This window comes from Brevibacterium sp. JSBI002 (assembly GCF_026013965.1).
In the GTDB taxonomy this organism is placed as follows: domain Bacteria; phylum Actinomycetota; class Actinomycetes; order Actinomycetales; family Brevibacteriaceae; genus Brevibacterium.
Genome location: NZ_CP110341.1, coordinates 1120153 through 1140241 on the forward strand (window position 1 = coordinate 1120153; position 20089 = coordinate 1140241).

At 60.3% G+C, this 20089-nt stretch carries 13 protein-coding genes, 3 rRNA genes and 1 pseudogene; 8 read left to right on the top strand and 9 right to left on the bottom strand.

From position 1 onward, the window contains the following. The first annotated feature begins 57 nt into the window (after positions 1-57). A complete protein-coding gene (locus LJ362_RS05015) occupies positions 58-873 on the top strand; it encodes an exodeoxyribonuclease III (protein WP_264801039.1) in 816 nt (271 codons plus the stop codon). A gap of 112 nt (positions 874-985) precedes the next feature. Here the strand turns inward: LJ362_RS05015 and LJ362_RS05020 are convergent, their stop codons facing one another. Together LJ362_RS05020 and LJ362_RS05025 are read right to left on the bottom strand one after the other, a co-directional pair. After that, on the bottom strand, positions 986-1222 hold the full coding sequence (locus LJ362_RS05020) for a YbdD/YjiX family protein (protein WP_264801040.1): 237 nt from the start codon (positions 1220-1222) through the stop codon (positions 986-988). Continuing rightward, positions 1219-3450 (bottom strand): annotated as a pseudogene (locus LJ362_RS05025) (carbon starvation CstA family protein). Before LJ362_RS05025 ends, LJ362_RS05020 begins: the two are co-directional and overlap by 4 nt. 88 nt (positions 3451-3538) lie before the next feature. On the opposite strand from LJ362_RS05025, the gene trpS reads away from it, so the two are divergent. After that, complete coding sequence (gene trpS, locus LJ362_RS05030; RefSeq protein WP_264801042.1) at positions 3539-4537, top strand: tryptophan--tRNA ligase; 999 nt, start codon at positions 3539-3541, stop codon at positions 4535-4537. A 2-nt stretch (positions 4538-4539) separates the two neighbouring features. Further along, the gene (locus LJ362_RS05035; protein WP_025780904.1) at positions 4540-5589 is read left to right on the top strand and encodes an App1 family protein; all 1050 of its coding nucleotides are present in this window, start codon (positions 4540-4542) and stop codon (positions 5587-5589) included. Between the two features lie 108 nt (positions 5590-5697). Here the strand turns inward: LJ362_RS05035 and LJ362_RS05040 are convergent, their stop codons facing one another. From LJ362_RS05040 to LJ362_RS05060, 5 genes are all read right to left on the bottom strand, one after another. After that, complete coding sequence (locus LJ362_RS05040) at positions 5698-6669, bottom strand: NAD(P)H-dependent flavin oxidoreductase (RefSeq protein ID WP_264801043.1); 972 nt, start codon at positions 6667-6669, stop codon at positions 5698-5700. Positions 6670-6838: 169 nt separating this feature from the next. Beyond that, positions 6839-7615 (bottom strand): enoyl-CoA hydratase, encoded by a 777-nt coding sequence (locus tag LJ362_RS05045; protein ID WP_264801044.1) that lies wholly within the window; start codon positions 7613-7615, stop codon positions 6839-6841. Beyond that, complete coding sequence (locus tag LJ362_RS05050; RefSeq protein WP_264801045.1) at positions 7612-8667, bottom strand: enoyl-CoA hydratase/isomerase family protein; 1056 nt, start codon at positions 8665-8667, stop codon at positions 7612-7614. The genes LJ362_RS05045 and LJ362_RS05050 overlap by 4 nt, the downstream gene beginning before the upstream one ends. A 1-nt stretch (position 8668) precedes the next feature. Continuing rightward, positions 8669-9835 (bottom strand): acyl-CoA dehydrogenase family protein, encoded by a 1167-nt coding sequence (locus LJ362_RS05055; protein ID WP_264801046.1) that lies wholly within the window; start codon positions 9833-9835, stop codon positions 8669-8671. A 134-nt stretch (positions 9836-9969) separates the two neighbouring features. Next, a complete protein-coding gene (locus LJ362_RS05060) occupies positions 9970-10485 on the bottom strand; it encodes a MarR family transcriptional regulator (RefSeq protein ID WP_264801047.1) in 516 nt (171 codons plus the stop codon). Between the two features lie 52 nt (positions 10486-10537). Between LJ362_RS05060 and LJ362_RS05065 the strand changes: the two genes are divergently transcribed. From LJ362_RS05065 to rrf, 4 genes are all read left to right on the top strand, one after another. Beyond that, a complete protein-coding gene (locus LJ362_RS05065; RefSeq protein ID WP_413774229.1) occupies positions 10538-11212 on the top strand; it encodes an SOS response-associated peptidase in 675 nt (224 codons plus the stop codon). Between the two features lie 568 nt (positions 11213-11780). Further along, positions 11781-13304, top strand: a 16S ribosomal RNA gene (locus LJ362_RS05070). Positions 13305-13719: 415 nt separating this feature from the next. Further along, positions 13720-16832 (top strand): 23S ribosomal RNA (locus LJ362_RS05075). A gap of 177 nt (positions 16833-17009) precedes the next feature. Continuing rightward, a 5S ribosomal RNA gene (rrf, locus tag LJ362_RS05080) occupies positions 17010-17128 on the top strand. Together the 16S, 23S and 5S rRNA genes form the textbook arrangement of a ribosomal RNA operon. Positions 17129-17262: 134 nt before the next feature. Here the strand turns inward: rrf and LJ362_RS05085 are convergent. Then, complete coding sequence (locus LJ362_RS05085) at positions 17263-17913, bottom strand: GNAT family N-acetyltransferase (protein ID WP_264801050.1); 651 nt, start codon at positions 17911-17913, stop codon at positions 17263-17265. A gap of 141 nt (positions 17914-18054) precedes the next feature. On the opposite strand from LJ362_RS05085, the gene gdhA reads away from it, so the two are divergent. After that, positions 18055-19401 (top strand): NADP-specific glutamate dehydrogenase, encoded by a 1347-nt coding sequence (gdhA, locus tag LJ362_RS05090; RefSeq protein ID WP_264801051.1) that lies wholly within the window; start codon positions 18055-18057, stop codon positions 19399-19401. A 147-nt stretch (positions 19402-19548) separates the two neighbouring features. Here the strand turns inward: gdhA and LJ362_RS05095 are convergent, their stop codons facing one another. After that, the gene (locus tag LJ362_RS05095) at positions 19549-20064 is read right to left on the bottom strand and encodes a flavin reductase family protein (protein ID WP_264801052.1); all 516 of its coding nucleotides are present in this window, start codon (positions 20062-20064) and stop codon (positions 19549-19551) included. Positions 20065-20089: the final 25 nt, after the last annotated feature.

Here is a 20089-nt window from a genome sequence, read left to right on the forward strand (position 1 = left end):
TCACTCTATAACGCCCCGTCCCGGAAGAATAGTGCGCTCCATGTCATCATAGATCACATGATTCGGATTGCTTCAGTCAACGTCAACGGAGTCCGCGCAGCATGGCGAAAGGGGATGCCCACCTGGGTCGATGCAGCGAAACCGGACTTCATCACCCTCCAAGAAGTGCGTGCCGCGAACGACATCGCGCACGGTGTCCTCGCCGACACCGGATACACCACGATCAGCCATGATGCCGAGGCTAAGGGCCGCGCCGGCGTCGCCGTGATGGCCCGCACCGAACCCGAGGCGGTGCGCGAAGGACTCGGAGTCGACGGCTACTTCGACCGGGCCGGACGCTGGGTGGAGACGGACTTCCGCCTCGGCGACGGATCGCTTCTGACCCTTGTGTCCGCGTACGTCCATTCCGGCGAGGCCGACACCCCCAAACAGGACGACAAGTACCGGTTCCTCGACCGCATGATCGAACGGATGCCGCAGCTGGCGAAGACCGCCGACCATGTCCTCGTCACCGGCGACCTCAACGTGTGCCACACCGAACGCGACCTGAAGAACTGGAAGGCCAACCGGAAGAAGTCCGGATTCCTCCCGGAGGAACGCGCCTACTTCGACAAGTTCTTCGGTGAGATCGGCTACGTCGACGTCCACCGCGAACTCAGCGGCGACATCGACGGACCTTATACCTGGTGGTCGATGCGCGGTCAGGCCTTCGACAATGACACGGGTTGGCGCATCGACTATCAGATGGCCACGCCGGCCCTGGCCGCAACCGCGGTCAAGGCCACCGTGGACAAAGCCGACAGCTGGGCCGAGCGCTGGTCGGACCACGCTCCGCTGGTCATCGACTACGACCTCCCGTCCGTCCAGGCCTGACCGCAGTTCGAAGGACAGACGAAGAGCCCGGGGTTTCAGGACGAAATGTCCTGAAACCCCGGCTTCTTCGTCTGTCGTCTCTGCGTTCTGAGACGCAGGCAGCTTCAGAACCTCAACAGCAGCGGACCTTGGGGTTGCGGTCCTGCTCATCGGTGAGATCTCGCCAGAAGGCCTTCTCCTCCATCGCGCCCTCACGGGTGCCGTGGCGGCGCTCGTAGGATTCGAGGTAGTGGATATAGGCGTTCTCGCCCATGATCTCCTTGAGGTACCAGTGGAGCCAGGCCCCGCCTCGGCGCAGGGATCCCCACGGATCGCTGGCGATGCGGCTGAGCGGATGTGCGGTGCTCATTCCTTCTGCCTTCCTGCTGCATGCTCGTTCCACTGCGCCTGCAGCTCACGCTCGGGCTTGCGAGGGATGAGACCGGCCGGAGCGAACATCTTCGTCTCGACGAAGGGTTCCTCCGTCGTCGGCAGGGACCCCTTCTTGATGGCCTCGATGGACTTCCAGACTGCCATGACGACGACCATCGCGACAAGAAGTGCGAAGACGATCGACAGGGTGCCTTGGACGAAGGTGTTGCGCACGACTGCGCTCATCGCCGCAACGCCTTAGATGTTGCCCATCGAGGTCTCTCCGGCGGCCAGCGCGTCCTTGTAGGCGAAGTGCTGAGCCCAGTAGCCGAGCTTTGGGCCGGAGGAGAAGATCTTCTGCCACGAGGCGACCATCGTGACCAGCAGGTCCCAGACCAGCGGGATGCCGGGGATCCACGCCCATTTGGCCAGGCCCATCTTGCACACGATAGCGAAGATGACGGCCAGAGCGATCGCCGCCAGCAGCTGGTTCGAGATGCCGAAGAGCGGGAACAGCGTGTTGATGCCGCCGAGGGGGTCGGTGACGCCCATGAGCAGGATCGATCCCCAGGCGGCAACCATGATCGCGGTGGTCAGCCAGGCGCCCGGAGTCCACGAGGGATCCCGGAACCTATTGGAGAAGTTCCCGAGTGCATCCGAGAGCATGAAACGGGCCACGCGAGTGCCCGCATCGATCGTGGTGAGGATGAACAGGGCCGCGAACATCACAGCGAAGTGGTACCAGAACGACATGCAGGCCGGTCCGCCGAAGACATTGTGGAGGATGTGGGCCATTCCCATCGCCAGCGTCGGGGCTCCGCCGGTGCGAGAGACGATGCTCTCCTCTCCGACGTCCTTGGCCGCCTGATCGAGGATCTCCGGACTCGTCTCCACTCCGGACATGCCCAAGGAGTTGTCGATGAAGTCCGATGCGCCCTGCACGGTTCCGCCGGTGAGCGGTTCGGCGGCATTCATCGCGAAGTAGAGGCCCTTGTCGAGGCAGATCGCGGCGACCAGCGCCATGATCGCGACGAAGGACTCCAAGAGCATTCCGCCGTAGCCGATGAGGCGAGCCTGCGTCTCCTTCTCGATGAGCTTCGGAGTCGTGCCTGAGGAGATGAGGGCGTGGAAGCCCGACAACGCTCCACAGGCGATGGTGATGAATAGGAACGGGAACAGGGCGCCGGCGAACGCGGGACCTGCCGTATTGAACGCGAACTCGGTCAGCGCAGGCATCTGCACGGTCGGGTTGACGATGAGGATGCCCACGGCCAATAGCACGATGGTGCCGATCTTCATGAACGTCGATAGGTAGTCGCGCGGTGCCAGCAGCACCCACACGGGAAGCACGGCGGCGAGGAATCCGTAGATCATCAGGCACCAAGCCAGAGTCACCTTGTCGAGGTGGAAGATCTCGGACCAGAACGGCGAGTTGTGGACCCAGCCGCCGGCGATGATCGCGATGACGAGCAGCACGATGCCGATGACCGAGGTCTCGACGACCTTGCCGGGACGCAGGTAGCGCATATAGATGCCCATGAACACGTCGATCGGAATGGTCATCGCGATGGAGAAGACACCCCGGGGGCTTTCGGCCAGAGCGTTGATGATGACGACGCCGAGGACGGCGATGAGGATGACCATGATGAGGATGATGCCGATGGAGGCGATGATTCCGCCCGTTCGACCGAGTTCATCGCGGGTCATCTGTCCCAGCGATCGACCGTTGCGGCGCGTGGAGAAGAACAGCACCATATAGTCCTGGACACCGCCGGCGAGAACGACGCCGAAGACGATCCACAGAGTTCCCGGCAGGTAGCCCATCTGGGCCGCGAGGATCGGTCCCACGAGGGGGCCGGCACCGGAGATCGCCGCGAAGTGGTGGCCGAACAGGACCCTGCGGTCGGTCGGCGCGAAATCGCGGCCGTTGTCGTTGAGTTCTGCCGGGGTGGCTCGCTTGGGGTTCGGGCGGCAGATCTTCCATTCGATGAGCTTCGCGTAGAAACGGAAGCCGATGAGGTAGCTGCCGACTGCTGCGGCGACGAACCAGCTGGCCGACAGCTCTTCACCGCGCACGAACGCGATCATCGACCAACCAGCTCCGGCGAAGAGATGACGCGCCGGGATTGTTGAGTTCTCAGCATGATCAGACCTTCGCTGGCCGCTGCTCGACAGATGTTCGAGACCTGGGAGACACCTTGGTGAATCATGTGATCTGGTACGCACTATACCGCTCGTCCGCGCTCAAGCGTGATCCCCGACACCAGACCGGACGCCTGCGCAGAGCTGACAGGGGAGATGGCATCATAGGACTATGACGAACTCTTCACAGCCGCGCACTGTCTCAGGTATCCAAGCCACCTCCGATTCCCTTCATCTCGGCAACTACATCGGAGCCCTGCAGCAGTTCGTGACTCATCAGGAGTCGCACGATGCCTTCTACTTCATCGCGAACATGCACGCGATCACCGTCGAGCAGGATCCGGCCGAGCTGCGGGAACGCACCCTGCGCACGGCCGCGCAGTTCATCGCCGCCGGTCTCGATCCGGAGAAGTCGACGATCTTCGTCCAGTCCCAGGTGCCTGCCCATCCGCAGCTGTCCTGGGTGCTCGAGTGCACCACTTCGATGGGTGAGGCGAGCCGAATGACCCAGTTCAAGGACAAGTCCGCGAAGCAGGAGCATGTGTCCCTGGGGCTGCTCACCTACCCGGCGCTGATGGCTGCTGACATCCTGCTGTACAACCCGCAGCTCGTTCCCGTCGGTGAGGACCAGCGTCAGCACCTCGAGCTGACCCGCAACCTCGCCGAACGGTTCAACTATCGTTTCGGCAAGACCTTCACCGTCCCCGAGGCGCAGATCCTCAAGGCGACCGCGAAGATCTACGACCTGCAGAATCCGGGTGCGAAGATGTCGAAGTCCCAGCCCAGCCCGCAGGGCCGTATCGACATCCTCGACGACGCGAAGGCACTGACGAAGAAGATCAAGTCCGCGGTGACCGATGACGGAACCGAGATCGCCTTCGACCTGGAGAACAAGCCGGGAGTGTCGAACCTGCTGACGATCTACTCATCCCTGACCTCGCGCCCTGTCGACGATATCGTCGCCGAGTACGCGGGGAAGATGTACGGTCACCTCAAGGTCGACCTCGCCGAGGTGGCCGTGGAGACCCTGACGCCGGTGCGGGAGCGTACGGTGGAACTCCTCGAAGACCGAGCGCAGCTGCAGACGATCCTCGACCGCGGGGCGGAGAAGGCCAGCGCCATCGCCGAGGCGACTCTGCGCGAGGTCTATGACAAGATCGGCTTCATCTGATCGTGGCGAAGAAGAAACCCGAAGACGGGCCGCTCAACCTCACCCCGGATATGCTCCACACCGCTGCGCGGGTGGAGGACCGGTTCAACGGCTGGATCCAGAATCGGGCCACCGACCACGCCTACCATCGCACCGTCATCGCCTACGACACCTATGGCGGGACCGGTTGGGTGCGGGTGCTCGGCCGCTTGGTGCTCACCCCGAACGGTCAGCCGGCCGCCGATGTCCACGCGAGCATCCGCGGGTGGAAGTCCTTCGTCAGTGTGCCTCTGCCCAATGACACCGCCTGGGTGCGCGTGAACGACGAAGAGCATATGGTCACCTCCGATCGCGGAGGCATCATCGACACCGTGATCCCCGGAGACTTCGAACCGGGAGAGACCGAGATCGAACTGTGGACCGACGGCTCGCTCGTCGACTCGGCAGCCGTGCGCATCATCGGTGAGGACTCGACCTTCGGCATCATCTCCGATATCGACGACACGGTCATGGTCACATCGCTGCCGCGTCCCTTCCTTGCCGCGTGGAACACCTTCGTCCTCAGCGAGCACGCGCGGTCCCCGGTGGCGGGAATGGCTGTGCTCTATGACCGGATCACGTTCATGCGCCCGGACACTCCGATGGTCTATCTGTCGACGGGGGCATGGAACTCTGCGCTGACACTCAAGCGCTTCCTCTCCCGCAATCTCTATCCGATGGGTCCGCTGCTGCTTACCGACTGGGGGCCGACGACGACTCGGGTGTTCCGGTCGGGCAAGGAGCACAAACGCAATTCGCTGGAACGTCTGGCCAGGGAGTTCCCGTGGATGAAGTGGCTGCTCATCGGTGACGACGGGCAGAACGACGAGGAGATCTATGGGGAGTTCGTCGAGAACCACCCGAAGAACGTTGCGGCTGTCGCGATCCGACAGCTCACCGTCGGTGAGGCCGTGTGGGCCGGCGGACGGTCGAAGCGCCACGGTCGGGGCCAGGGCGTGCCGTGGATCTACGCCCCGGACGGTGCCGGTCTGGCTTCCCGTCTGACGGAACGAGGAATCATCTCGACGATCTGACCGGAACCTCACCGCTACCTGACGGCGGCCCAGCAACCTCGCGCGAGTTGCTGGGCCGCCGTCAGGTAGCAATTGGGGCTGAGGTGGTCTTTGAGGCGCTCGGTCGGATCAGCCCAGCTGCGCCTGCAGCTGCTGCTTCGCCTCGTCGAACTGAGCGGCGAAGGTCTCGACGAGCTCGGCGGTTGTGCGCTGCTGGCCGAGTGCACCGATGCCCTGTCCCGAGCCCCAGATGTCCTTCCAAGCCTTCGAATCCGAACCCGAAGATGAGCTGAAGTCCATCTTCGTGGGATCGGCGTCGGGCAGATTGTCCGGGTCGAGGCCCGAGGCGACGATGGACCCGCGCAGGTAGTTGCCCTTCACGCCGGTGAAGTAATTCGAGTACACGACGTCGTCGGCGCCGGATTCGACGATCATCGACCGATAGTCGTCGACGACATTCGCCTCGGGCGTGGACAGGAAGGCCGAGCCGATGTAGGCGAAATCGGCACCAGCGGCCAGTGCCGCAAGGATCGAACGGCCGTGGGCGATGGCGCCCGACAGCAGCAGGGGACCATCGAACCAGGACCGGATCTCCTGGACCAGGGCGAACGGCGACTGCGCCCCGGCGTGCCCGCCGGCCCCGGCGGCCACGGCGATGACGCCGTCGGCGCCCTTCTCGACGGCCTTGTTGGCGAAGCGGTTGTTGATGACGTCGTGAAGGACGACGCCGCCGTAGGAATGGACCGCTTCGTTGACCTCTTCACGGGCACCGAGCGAGGTGATGACGATCGGCACTTGGTGGCGGACCACCTCGGAGAGGTCCTCCTCGAGGCGATTGTTCGATCGGTGGACGATGAGGTTGACCGCGAACGGAGCGGCCGGCTGCTGCGGATTCGCCGCAGTGTGGGCGGCGTTCGACTCGGAGATCTCATCGAGCCAGTCGGTCAGCTGCGAGGCCGGACGGGCGTTCAGCGACGGGAAGGACCCAACGATCCCCGCCTGGCACTGGGCCTTGACCAATTCGGGCCCCGAGGCGATGAACATGGGGGAGCCGACGACGGGCAGACGGAGTTGGGAGCGCAGATCGGTGAAGCTTGTCACGGTGCCTCCTTGCGAAGTTGAATGCATACACTCACTCTAACCGAACGATTGTTAAATGCGATACGGAACACATTGTCTTTTGTCTCCTGGTCCGCATTTCGGCTGGTCAGACGACGAAGGCGCAGACTGTTGGAGGAGTCTGCGCCTTCGGCAATCATAAGGAATTTGATCAGGAATCCGTGAAGTTCGGGTCCCGCTTCTCGACGAAGGCGGCCATGCCCTCGGTCTGATCATTCGTGGCCAGGGACGAATGGAAGAGTCGGCGCTCGTAGCGCAGTCCCTGCTCCAGGGTCGTCTCGAATGCGGTGTTCACCGCTTCCTTGACCATCGCCGAGGCGATGCGGGACTTCGACGCGATCGTCTGCGCGATCTCGTTCGCTGTATCCAGGAGCGCTTCGGGTTCGACGATGCGAGCGACGAGTCCGGAACGTTCGGCCTCCTCGGCGCCCATCATCCGGCCTGTCAGGCACATGTCCATGGCCTTGGCCTTGCCGATGGCGCGGGTCAGCCGCTGTGATCCGCCCATGCCCGGGAGCACACCGAGGTTGATCTCGGGCTGTCCGAACTTCGCCTTCGTCGATGCGATGAGGATGTCGCCCATCATCGCCAGTTCGCAGCCGCCGCCCAGGGCGTAGCCGCCGACTGCGGTGATGACCGGCTTGCGCACATCGGTCAGCCGGGTCCACCCGGCGAACCAGTCGGCCTTATACGCGGTCGAGAAGTCGAGGCTCGACATCTCCTTGATATCTGCGCCGGCGGCGAAGGCCTTCTCGCTGCCGGTGATGATGATCGCCTTGATCGAATCATCTGCGTCGTAGGCCGTCGCGGCATCTGTGATGTCGGTGAGCACCTGCAGATTGAGCGCGTTGAGCGCCTTCGGTCGGTTGATCGTGATGGTGGCGACGCCATCGGCGACGTCGGTGAGGATGGTTTCGAATTCGCTCATGAGAACACCTTGTCTTCGTGGTCGGTGGTGAGGATGGACTGAACCTGTTCGTCGGTGACCTCGGCCAGCGAGGCGGGACTCCACTGCGGGTTGCGGTCCTTGTCGATGACCTGCGCGCGGATGCCTTCCTTGAGGTCCGGCAGGCCGGTGAGAGTGACGGCGACCCGGTAGTCCTGTTCGAGGACGTCGGCCAGGGTCATCGATGCGGCGTTCCGGACCGCAGCCAGGGTCACCTTCACCGAGGTGGGTGACTTCGTGCCGATGAGCCGGGCGGTGGCCTGGGCATCGGGGTTCTCGTGCGCGGCGAGAGCTGCGACGATGGCTTCGGCGTCGTCTCCGGCGTAGCAGGCGTTGATCCAGTCGGCCGCCTCGGCGAGTTCGTTGTCCGGAACGTCGGTCGAATACCGGCCGATGACCGAGTCGAGGTCCTCACCGGCGGTGAGGTCAGCGATGAGATAGGGGATCTGCGCGTCGGGGACGAAATGATCGGCGAGGCCGAGGGTGATCGCGGCGCCGGCTCCGATGGGCTGCCCGGTCAGCGCAAGGTGGGTGCCGAGCTCTCCGGGGGCGTTGGCCAACAGGTGGGTGCCGCCGACGTCGGGGAAGAGCCCGATTCCGGTCTCGGGCATTCCGACCTTCGTCGAATCGGTGACGATGCGGTGCGATCCGTGTCCGGAGATGCCGACGCCTCCGCCCATCGTGATGCCGTTCATGATGACGACGTAGGGCTTGGGGAACTCGGAGATCGCGAAGTTCATCTTGTATTCGCGGTTCCAGAATCTCGCGTTCTCGTCGCTGCCGGCCACGATGTCGTTGTATACGGCCTTGATGTCGCCGCCAGCGCACAGACCGCGTTCGCCGCGACCGGTGACGAGGACGAGCTTGACCGCATCGTCGTCGCGCCAACCATTGAGGGCTTCGTCGATGGCGCCCACCATGTCCTGGCTGAGCGCATTGATCAGCTTCGGTCGATTGAGTTCGATTCGGCCGACCCCGTTGGATACCGAGGTGATGACGGAGGCGTCCGCCTGCTCTGCCGAAGGTTCTGTCATATCAGCCCACTCCTGTGCTCTTGCGCGAGATGATCACGCGCATGATTTCGTTGGTGCCTTCCAGAATCTGGTGGACTCGCAGGTCACGCACCAGCTTCTCAATTCCATACTCTGTCAGATAGCCGTAGCCGCCGTGCAACTGGAGTGCCCTGTTCGCGACATCGAAACCGGTGTCGGTGGCCTTGAGCTTGGCCATGGCCGAGAGCAGAGATGTGTTCGGATCGCCTGCGTCGTAGGCGCTCGCGGCCCGCCACAGCAGGGAGCGAGCACCCTCGAGGTCGGCCTGCATCTGAGCGACCTCGAAGCGCAGAGCCTGGAATCCGGAGAGCTCGGTACCGAAGGCCTGGCGCTCACCCATATAGGCGATGGCCTTCTCGAGCGCGGCCTGACCGCCGCCGAGCGAGCAGGCGCCGATGTTGAGACGTCCGCCGTCGAGTCCGGACATTGCGATCTTGAAGCCTTGGCCGGGCGCGCCGAGCATGTTCTCCTTCGGAACCCGCACGTTCTCCATGATCACCTGTCGGGTCGGCTGTGCGCGCCAGCCCATCTTCTGCTCATTGGGGCCGAAGCTCAGACCCTCCATACCCTTCTCGAGGATGAAGGCGGAGATTCCACGCGCTCCGTCCTGGCCTGTGCGGGCCATGACGAGGTAGGTATCCGAGGTGCCGGCGCCGGAGATGAACTGCTTGACTCCGTTGAGCACATAGTGGTCGCCGTCCTCACGGGCGGAGGTGCGCAGGGCGGCCGCATCGGAGCCGGCATTGGGCTCGGTCAGGCAGTAGCTGCCGAGGTGCTCCATGGAGACGAGCTTCTCGAGGTACGTCGTCTTCTGCTCGTAGTTGCCGAACTTGTCGATCATCCACGCGACCATGTTGTGGATGGAGATATAGGCGGCGACGGAGGGGCATCCGGTCGACATCGCTTCGAAGATCAGCGCTGCGTCCATCCGGCCCATTCCGGTTCCGCCGGACTCCTCACTGACGTAGATGCCGCCCATTCCGAGTTCGGCAGACTTCCTGATGACGTCGACGGGGAAGAAGTGTTCGGCGTCCCATTGGAGGGCGTGTGGGGCGACTTCGGTATCGGCGAACTCACGCACCATCCCGGCGACGGTCTGCTGTTCGTCGGTGAGACCGAAAGGTAGGGCAGCGGCTGTACTGCGGGACATGAATCCTCCAAGAATCGGACGCGTATTCGGTGATCGACACCACGATACGTCCATATTACTTGGACATCCAACTAATTTCTCGCCGAGGTGGCCCCGGTGGACGATGGTCCGTTCAGCGGCCGGCTTCGGTCGGCTCAGGCGCCGGGTTCGAGTCCTGAGCGCAGCGTTTCGAGATGGGGGAGCAGTGAATCGAGGTCGATCCCGGCGAAATCGGGGGAGGAGAAGACCTCGGCGTTGAGTGCCTTCGTCGCCTGAGCGGCAAGCTCGCGACCGGCGTCGGTGAGGTCGACGAGCGTCGTCCGGCGATCGTCGGGGTGGCTGCGTCTGGCGACGAGGCCGGCCTTCTCGAGGCGGTCGACGGAGTTCGTCGTCGAGGTCGCATGCACCTGCAGGCGAGAGGAGATCTTCGACATCGGCAGAGTCCCGGCTCGTGTGAAAGACAGGAGAGTGAGGACTTCATAGCGGGAGAACGTCAGCGCAAAGGGCTTGAGAGCGGCATCGACTCGAGCCAGGAACAGCTGATGGATCCTCATTACTGAGATCACTGTCGTCATTCCGTCGGCTGCGTCGTCCCATCCATGGGCCAGCCATTGCCGACGGGACTCTTCGATCGGGTCGAACACCGCCCCTGTATTCTCTTCTGCCGCCATTGTCGACAGTGTAGTGAAGTGAGAAGATGGGCGCATGTGCGGTCGACTCAATATGTCTCTCGATCCGGCAGATCTCGCTGATGAGCTGCGGTTGGATGTCGTCTCCTATGACTACGCGCCGCGCTTCAATGTGCCCCCGGGGTCATTCGTGCCGATAGTCGTCGAACGACTCGACGAGGATGGACAGCTGCACCGCCGTCTCGAAACCGCCTCCTGGGGGCTGGTGCCGGCGTGGGCGAAGGATCCGAAGATCGGCTTCAAGGCGTTCAACGCCCGTTCCGAGACAGTGCTCGAGAAGCCGATGTTCCGGCAGGCCATCCGACGTCGTCGCTGTGCTCTGCCGATCCCGGGGTACTACGAATGGGAGAACACAGAAGACGGCAAGCAGCCGTGGATGATGACCGCTGCCGGCGAGGATCCCCTCTTTATGGCGGGACTCTTCGAGTTCTGGAAACAGCCGGATGAGACCTGGTTGGTCTCTACGATGATCCTCACTATGGAGTCCGCGGGGCACCTCAGCGATGTCCACCATCGGATGCCCGTGTTCCTCGGGCGCGACCAGATCGGTGACTGGATCGACCCCGGAGTCCTGACGAACGATGTGCCGGGCCTGCTGGCGACAACCCTCGACCAGGTTGATCCCGCCAGCGTCACTCGACACAAGGTCGGCAAAGCGGTCGGAAACGTCCGCAACGATTCTCCGGAACTCGCCGAACCCGTGGCGTAGGTCTCTCTTAACGCTGTGCGGAGAAGACTTTCCCCCGAGATCTGGGGGTTCTTCCGGGTGGGGAAGTGGGCATGTGCGGAGCGGTTTTGCAGGTGGCCGAAGATGTGTGTATTGTAGTCCAGGTTGCCAGGCCGCAAGGAACGGCAACAGTCGCTCTGATCGGGAACGATACGGGCAAACCGAAGATGAACTTCGAGTTGCGCGGATCAGAACAACCATGTAGAGTGGACATCCGCTGGCACAGCGAGTCGCAAGACGAAAAGTGCAAACAGAAACTGATACCCCCAGTGAACACACTGTCTTTTTGTGTGGTGTGGTGATGGGTGTGTGTTTGTGGTTTGAGAATCCAATAGCGTGTTTGTTTGAACAAGTTGTGATGCCAGAACATTTTATTTTCTGGTAAGACAATCATCTGATCGAACATGGTGTCGCCTCGTGTGGGTGGTTCTTCGCCGAACCTCCCGCATCACATGGGTGGCCTTCGTGTTTGGTCAGTGTTTTTTGGTCAACCTTCTCACCCCGTGAGGGGTTGGCTGTCTTGCTGGGATTCATTCGTAACATAATTTTTTTTATGGAGAGTTTGATCCTGGCTCAGGACGAACGCTGGCTGCGTGCTTAACACATGCAAGTCGAACGCTGAAGCCAGAAGCTTGCTTCTGGTGGATGAGTGGCGAACGGGTGAGTAACACGTGAGTAACCTGCCCCTGATTTCGGGATAAGCCTGGGAAACCGGGTCTAATACCGGATACGACCAACCCTCGCATGAGGGTTGGTGGAAAGTTTTTCGATCAGGGATGGGCTCGCGGCCTATCAGCTTGTTGGTGGGGTAATGGCCCACCAAGGCGACGACGGGTAGCCGGCCTGAGAGGGCGACCGGCCACACTGGGACTGAGACACGGCCCAGACTCCTACGGGAGGCAGCAGTGGGGAATATTGCACAATGGGGGAAACCCTGATGCAGCGACGCAGCGTGCGGGATGACGGCCTTCGGGTTGTAAACCGCTTTCAGCAGGGAAGAAGCGAAAGTGACGGTACCTGCAGAAGAAGTACCGGCTAACTACGTGCCAGCAGCCGCGGTAATACGTAGGGTACGAGCGTTGTCCGGAATTATTGGGCGTAAAGAGCTCGTAGGTGGTTGGTCACGTCTGCTGTGGAAACGCAACGCTTAACGTTGCGCGTGCAGTGGGTACGGGCTGACTAGAGTGCAGTAGGGGAGTCTGGAATTCCTGGTGTAGCGGTGAAATGCGCAGATATCAGGAGGAACACCGGTGGCGAAGGCGGGACTCTGGGCTGTAACTGACACTGAGGAGCGAAAGCATGGGGAGCGAACAGGATTAGATACCCTGGTAGTCCATGCCGTAAACGTTGGGCACTAGGTGTGGGGGACATTCCACGTTCTCCGCGCCGTAGCTAACGCATTAAGTGCCCCGCCTGGGGAGTACGGTCGCAAGGCTAAAACTCAAAGGAATTGACGGGGCCCGCACAAGCGGCGGAGCATGCGGATTAATTCGATGCAACGCGAAGAACCTTACCAAGGCTTGACATACACTGGACCGTTCTGGAAACAGTTCTTCTCTTTGGAGCTGGTGTACAGGTGGTGCATGGTTGTCGTCAGCTCGTGTCGTGAGATGTTGGGTTAAGTCCCGCAACGAGCGCAACCCTCGTTCTATGTTGCCAGCACGTGATGGTGGGAACTCATAGGAGACTGCCGGGGTCAACTCGGAGGAAGGTGGGGATGACGTCAAATCATCATGCCCTTTATGTCTTGGGCTTCACGCATGCTACAATGGCTGGTACAGAGAGAGGCGAACCCGTGAGGGTAAGCGAATCCCTTAAAGCCAGTCTCAGTTCGGATCGTAGTCTGCAATTCGACTACGTGAAGTCGGAGTCGCTAGTAATCGCAGATCAGCAACGCTGCGGTGAATACGTTCCCGGGCCTTGTACACACCGCCCGTCAAGTCACGAAAGTCGGTAACACCCGAAGCCGGTGTCCCAACCCTTGTGGAGGGGGCCGTCTAAGGTGGGACTGGTGATTGGGACTAAGTCGTAACAAGGTAGCCGTACCGGAAGGTGCGGCTGGATCACCTCCTTTCTAAGGAGCACACATAAGAACCCCAACGCAGTGATCGAATGCGTCATCTGGTTGGGAGCTCAAGGGTGGAACATCACAACTTCCGTTCATACCTTCCAGCGTTGTCCGGTGACTGCCGTGTCGACGTTGATTGTTGTATGGGCTAGGACGAACACGTTATTGGGTCCTGGAATCACAAACCCCAACGGTTGTTGGGTGTGGTTTCAACCAACAGGACCAACCCGGCCACCAAGCAGCAGAGATTTCTGGTGTGTGGTGGTGGGTGTTTGGTAGTGGTTTGAGAATCGTATAGTGGACGCGAGCATCAAACACCGCGAGTAAGTGGTGTTTATGTAATGTGATTTTTCTTGTCATCATCTAGTTAAGGTGAATGAAACAATTTTTCGCACACACGAAGCCGGTCCCTTTGGGGGTTGGGTGAGTGTGTAAGAGCGCATGGTGGATGCCTTGGCATCAGGAGCCGATGAAGGACGTGGAAATCTGCGATAAGCCTCGGGGAGCCGATAAACAGGCGTTGATCCGAGGGTCTCCGAATGGGGAAACCCCGCCACTCGTGAGGGTGGTGACCCGTGTCTGAATATATAGGGCATGTGGAGGGAACGCGGGGAAGTGAAACATCTCAGTACCCGCAGGAAGAGAAAATAACAATGATTCCGGGAGTAGTGGCGAGCGAAACTGGATGAGCCTAAACCTGTGCAGTGTCAAGCGTGCTGGTGTTGCTGCAGGGTGTTGTGGGGTGTACGTGGTCCGGTCCAGCATGGCCGGTCTGTGAGTGTTGTTGGTGTAGTCGAACCTGGTGGGAAACAGGACCGGAGTGGGTGAGAGTCCGTAGACGAAACATTGACTGTTCGCAGTGTGTGCATGCCCGAGTAGCACGGAACTCGTGGAATTTCGTGTGAATCTGCCAGGACCACCTGGTAAGGCTAAATACTTCCTGATGACCGATAGCGGATAAGTACCGTGAGGGAATGGTGAAAAGTACCCCGGGAGGAGTGAAAGAGTACCTGAAACCATGTGCTTACAATCCGTCAGAGCAGTATCTTGATGACTGTGATGGCGTGCCTTTGAAGAATGAGCCTGCGAGTTAGCGGTGCGTGGCGAGGTTAACCCGTGTGGGGTAGCCGTAGCGAAAGCGAGTCCGAATAGGGCGAGTCAGTCGCGTGTCCTAGACCCGAAGCGGAGTGATCTAGCCATGGGCAGGGTGAAGCGTGTGTAAGAGCGCGTGGAGGCCCGCACCCACTTCAGTTGAAAATGGAGGATGACCTGTGGTTAGGGGTGAAAGGCCAATCAAACTCTGTGATAGCTGGTTCTCCCCGAAATGCATTTAGGTGCAGCGTTGCGTGGTTCTTGCTGGAGGTAGAGCTACTGGATGGCTGATGGGCCCTACCGGGTTACTGACGTCAACTAAACTCCGAATGCCAGTCAAGGTTCAGCGTGGCAGTGAGACAGTGGGGGATAAGCTTCACTGTCGAGAGGGAAACAGCCCAGACCATCAACTAAGGCCCCTAAGCGTGTGCTCAGTGGGAAAGGATGTTCAGTTGCGAAGACAACCAGGAGGTTGGCTTAGAAGCAGCCACCCTTGAAAGAGTGCGTAATAGCTCACTGGTCAAGTGATTGAGCGCCGATAATGTAGCGGGGCTAAGTACACCGCCGAAGTTGTGGCAGCACCACAGTTAAGCCGTAATGGTGTGGTGTTGGGTAGGGGAGCGTCGAGTTGCCGGAGAAGCTGCCGTGTGAACGAGTGGTGGAGGCGATTCGAGTGAGAATGCAGGCATGAGTAGCGAAAGACGGGTGAGAAACCCGTCCACCGAATGACCAAGGGTTCCAGGGCTAGGCTAATCCGCCCTGGGTAAGTCGGGACCTAAGGCGAGGCCGACAGGCGTAGTCGATGGACAACCAGTTGATATTCTGGTACCGACACACAACCGACAGTACCAAAACACACGATACTAACCCCGTGATGATCCCGTCAGGCCTTCGGGCCTGTGGTTGGGTTTGAGTGGGGGACCTGAGTGTGGAGTCGGTAAGCGTGAGGTGTGACGCAGAAAGGTAGCCAGGCCGTGCGATGGTAGTCACGGTCTAAGGTTGTAGCACGTGGGGTAGGTAAATCCGTCCCCGCATAGAGTGTGAGAGCTGATGGGCGCCCCACATTGGTGGGGTGATCTGGTGATCCTCTGCTGCCGAGAAAAGCATCGACGTGAGGGTGTGTGTTGCCCGTACCCTATAACCGACACAGGTGGTCGAGTAGAGAATACTAAGGTGATCGAGAGAATCGTGGTTAAGGAACTCGGCAAAATGCCCCCGTAACTTCGGGAGAAGGGGGACCATCCCGGTGAACCACACTTTGCTGTGGGATGTGCTGGTGGTGGTCGCAGAGGCCAGAGAGAAGCGACTGTTTATTAAAAACACAGGTCCGTGCGAAGATGTAAGTCGATGTATACGGACTGACGCCTGCCCGGTGCTGGAAGGTTAAGAGGACCTGTTAACCCACTTTGTGGGTGAAGCGGAGAATTTAAGCCCCAGTAAACGGCGGTGGTAACTATAACCATCCTAAGGTAGCGAAATTCCTTGTCGGGTAAGTTCCGACCTGCACGAATGGCGTAACGACTTCTCTGCTGTCTCAACCACGAACTCGGCGAAATTGCATTACGAGTAAAGATGCTCGTTACGCGCAGCAGGACGGAAAGACCCCGAGACCTTCACTATAGTTTGGTATTGGGATTCGGTGTGGTTTGTGTAGGATAGGTGGAAGACTGGGAAGCCCTGACGCTAGTTGGGGTGGAGTCGATCGGTGAAATACCACTCTGACCATAGTGGATTCCTTAACTTCGGACCCTGATCGGGTTCAGGGACAGTGCCTGATGGGTAGTTTAACTGGGGCGGTTGCCTCCTAAAGAGTAACGGAGGCGCCCAAAGGTTCCCCAGCCTGGTTGGCAATCAGGTGTCGAGTGTAAGTGCACAAGGGAGCTTGACTGTGAGACGGACGTGTCGAGCAGGAGCGAAAGCTGGGACTAGTGACCCGGCCATGGCTTGTGGAAGCGTGGTCGCTCAACGGATAAAAGGTACCTCGGGGATAACAGGCTGATCTTGCCCAAGAGTCCATATCGACGGCATGGTTTGGCACCTCGATGTCGGCTCGTCGCATCCTGGGGCTGGAGTCGGTCCCAAGGGTTGGGCTGTTCGCCCATTAAAGCGGTACGCGAGCTGGGTTTAGAACGTCGTGAGACAGTTCGGTCCCTATCCGCTGCGTGCGTAGGAAATTTGTGGAGGTCTGTCCTTAGTACGAGAGGACCGGGACGGACGAACCTCTGGTGTGCCAGTTGTTCCGCCAGGAGCATGGCTGGTTGGCTACGTTCGGGATGGATAACCGCTGAAAGCATCTAAGCGGGAAGCCGGCTCCGAGATGAGATTTCCAACTGACCTTGAGTCAGGGGAGGTGTCCTATAGATGATGGGGTTGATAGGCCGGGTATGGAAGCACTGTGAGGTGTGGAGTTGACTGGTACTAATACACCGATCACTCATCAACCATTCCAATGTGGGGTTGGTGTGTGTGAGAGATTGTTTCGTCTTTTCTGGGATGGCTTGAAGAGTTCACACTTTCGGGTGTGCATGTTGTATAAGTTTTTGGTGTTCGCGTTCGCTGTGCGGTTCTTGGACCACTACCACCCAAACATGGGTTTGGGTGAGTGTGGTTTGTTGGTTTTGCGGTGGTGATAGTGGTGGGGAAACGCCCGGTTAACCGTTCCGATCCCGGTAGCTAAGCCCATTCGCGCTGATGGTACTGCAACTTGGTGGTTGTGGGAGAGTAAGTGACTGCCGCAATATTTTTTAGTGGTGATGGCCTCGTCCAACTTTTTGGGCGGGGCCATTACTGCATTCACGAACGAATGTGGTGGGTGTGCTTGGTGCTACCTGACGGGGGCGCAGCTACCTGGCGCCAGGTTGCTGCGCCCCCGTCAGGTAGTAATTGTGAGGAAGGTTCGGAAGGCGTCGGCGCCGGTGACTTGTAGGTCACTGTCCGTGTGGACGTAGTTCTCGGAGTGGAGCACCATGTGGTGTTCGGTCAGGACTGTGCCGTTTTGTCCGACTACGCTGCGATTTCCATTGGGGGAGTACCCGAGCTTCTCCGATACCCGCCGGCTGGCGTCATTGCCGTCGAAGTACGCTGTGTCGAATCGAGAGGCACCGAAGTATCTGGTGTAGGTTTCGACGATCATCCTCCGCATCCTGGTGCCGTATCCGCAGCCCTGTTCAGGCAGCGCCAACCACGATCCCGTCGAGACTGTCCCCGTCAGTGGAAACCGATGTCCATTTACACCCTGAACTCCGATCGCGCGGCCATTGATCCTGACCGTGAACTCGATCGTCCACTCATCAACGGAGAAGTTCGCCCGAGTGGACCAGTGATACTGAGCGAGGCTCCGTGCTACCTGCTCATCGGTGCCCGAATCCCAATTGACGAGGAACGCTTCGATTCCGTCACGTCTCACTCCGCCTCGCGCGATCTGTGCGAGTTCAGGAATATCGGCCTCTCTTACGGGCGAGAGCTCCATATCATCTGATCGCAGATGAAGTGCAAACGGCGCCCAGATCTCCGAGATGTCCATGTGCCTTGTGCCTATTCTTTCCTGTTCAGGGGTCCTGGAACTGCGCGGAAGACTTATATCCCACTTGAAGTGACCGGACAGCGCTGTCCATTATCTGGTCGCTTGGATTGTTGTTATACGGGTCACGGTATGTTTGTGCGCATGAGTCTACATCCATCACTGCAGCCAATCTTCGACACAGTTCTCCAACGTAACCCTGGAGAGTCGGAGTTTCACCAAGCGGTACAGGAAGTTCTCTATTCCCTGGGCCCCGTCGTGGACAAGCACCCCGAATACCTGGAACTCTCTGCGCTCGAGCGGCTCTGCGAGCCCGAACGCCAGATCATCTTCCGGGTTCCCTGGATCGATGACTCCGGAGTCGTGCAGATCAACCGCGCCTTCCGCGTGCAGTTCAACTCGGCACTCGGCCCCTACAAGGGCGGACTGCGATTCCACCCCTCGGTGAACCTCGGCATCGTCAAATTCCTCGGCTTCGAGCAGATCTTCAAGAACGCCATCACCGGCCTGCCCATCGGCGGCGGCAAAGGCGGATCTGACTTCGACCCGAAGGGCCGCAGCGACCGCGAAGTCATGCGGTTCTGCCAGTCGTTCATGACCGAGCTGTACCGTCACATCGGTGAGTATCGCGATGTGCCCGCAGGTGACATCGGCGTCGGTGGTCGGGAGATCGGCTACCTCTTCGGCCAGTACAAGCGCATGACGAACTCCTATGAAGCAGGTGTGCTCACCGGCAAGGGACTGTCCTACGGCGGTTCCATGGTGCGCACCGAAGCCACCGGCTTCGGCGTCGTGTACTTCCTCAAGGACATGCTCGCCGCCGCGAAGAAGAACATCGACGGTCGCACTGTCTCGATCTCCGGATCGGGAAATGTCGCAGTGTTCGCCGCAGAGAAGGTCACCTCCTTCGGCGGCACCGTCATCACGATGTCCGACTCGGCCGGCTTCATCCATGACCCGGACGGAATCGACACCGAACTCGTCAAGCGCATCAAGTTCGAAGAGCGGGGCCGCATCTCCGAATACGTGGAGCAGCGCGGCGGACGCGCGACCTACCACGAAGGCGGAAACGTCTGGGACGTCGAGGTCGACGTGGCACTGCCATGTGCGACCCAGAACGAACTCGACGGAGACTCGGCCGCGACGCTGGTCAAGAACGGAGTCATCGCTCTCGCCGAAGGCGCGAACATGCCCTGCACACCGGAAGCGGTGAAGATCTTCTCCGAGGCCGGCGTTCTCTTCGCCCCGGGCAAGGCCGCAAACGCCGGCGGTGTCGCCACGAGTGCGCTCGAAATGCAGCAGAACGCCAGCCGCGACTCGTGGGACTTCGATTTCACCGAAGCACGCCTGGCCGAGATCATGGGCGATGTCCACGACAGCTGCGCAGCCGCTGCCGAGGAATTCGGTTCGCCCGGGGACTATGTCGCCGGCGCCAACATCGCAGGCTTCATCCGCGTCACCGAGGCAATGCTCGCCCAGGGAGTCGTCTGATCGTCTGATCCACCGGCGGTCGAAACTGACGACGAGACCTACAAGACAGACCCTGCTCAGGATCGACGAGTATCTCCCCGAAACTCGATGATCCGGAGCAGGGTCTCCGTCATACCTGGTGCGGTGGCGCCGAGCCAGATGAGATGGTCAGCGTGGTCCGATAGTTCCGTAGCCTTTTCGCCAACGCAGCAGGGGCCGTCTCGTTCCTGCATCGGCGCCTGCCCCCATGGATACCACCTCGCCGACGACGAGATTGTGGGTCGCGACCTCGAGAACCTCGGCGAGTTCGAGCTCGAACCAGGCGATCGCCTCGGTGAGCACCGGTTGTCCGGCGTGCGGGGCGGGAAAAGTATCGATGCCTTTGAGTGATCCGTACAGCGGTTGGCCCGAAGCGCCGAGGCGTTCGGAGATGTCGCGCTGATCGGAGTTGAGCAGCGAGATCGCAAAGTGGGAACTCGTCTCCAGAGTCTCCATCATCCGTGAGCCCGAATAGACGCTGACCGCCATCGTCGGGGGGTCGTACGACACGTCGAGAAACGAATCGACGGTGATCGCATGCAGGGCGCTGCCGCGGGTAGCGGAGACCACGGCGACCGCCGCAGCGATGTCGTCACTGAGTTCGCGGTAGCGTTCTGTGAGGGAATCGTCGTAGGCCTGGTCCATGACTCTCATTCTAGGGAACTACAAT